1 protein-coding gene is annotated in these 557 nt (G+C 62.3%); it reads right to left on the reverse strand.

Going from position 1 to position 557, the window contains the following annotated elements; all coding sequences use genetic code 11:
• Window positions 1-52: 52 nt before the first annotated feature.
• The gene (locus H9641_RS19815; protein ID WP_191806124.1) at window positions 53-433 is read right to left on the reverse strand and encodes a hypothetical protein; all 381 of its coding nucleotides are present in this window, start codon (window positions 431-433) and stop codon (window positions 53-55) included.
• Between the last annotated feature and the right edge of the window lie 124 nt (window positions 434-557).

Here is a 557-nt window from a genome sequence, read left to right on the forward strand (position 1 = left end):
AGGCACGATGAACATCCTTCCAGCAAGGACCACAGTCCTCACAGGTCAGGAGTCAACCGAATCCGGGGCAGTCCCCCACGACGTTCTTCTTCATGACGCCGACCGTGATTGCGGCGTGCGTTGCACTACAGTTGCCGTTGATCCAACCGCCGTGAGACTGCACGGCCAGGTTGCCAGACGTCGAGGAGATGTGGGCGTAGTCCACCTTTCCGTAGGCCGTACAGATGGCCTTTGCCCCCGCATCCGTCGTGACGGTTGCTTCCTGCTGCTGGACGAAGCTTCCATCCTCTTGGGCGACCGCCGGAGCCGGAGCCGGTGACGGCTCGGCCGCACCCGCGCTAAGCGGAGCTCCGACTGCGAGGACGATGGCAGCGGCGGCCACCATCGAGATTCTCCGCACCCTTGCGGTCACGTATTGATCCATGCGCTTCATTGAGCAACCCTTCGCTTCCCCTGCGAGCCCTTCTCGCATGTAGGCAGAGAGGTGTTCTCACCAGGCTGATTTGGCGGTTCCTCGTTGAAGGTGGAGCAGGACGAGGGCTGCTGCGGTGATCTCG

Origin of the sequence: Oerskovia merdavium (genome assembly GCF_014836755.1) — a bacterium.
GTDB lineage: Bacteria > Actinomycetota > Actinomycetes > Actinomycetales > Cellulomonadaceae > Oerskovia > Oerskovia merdavium.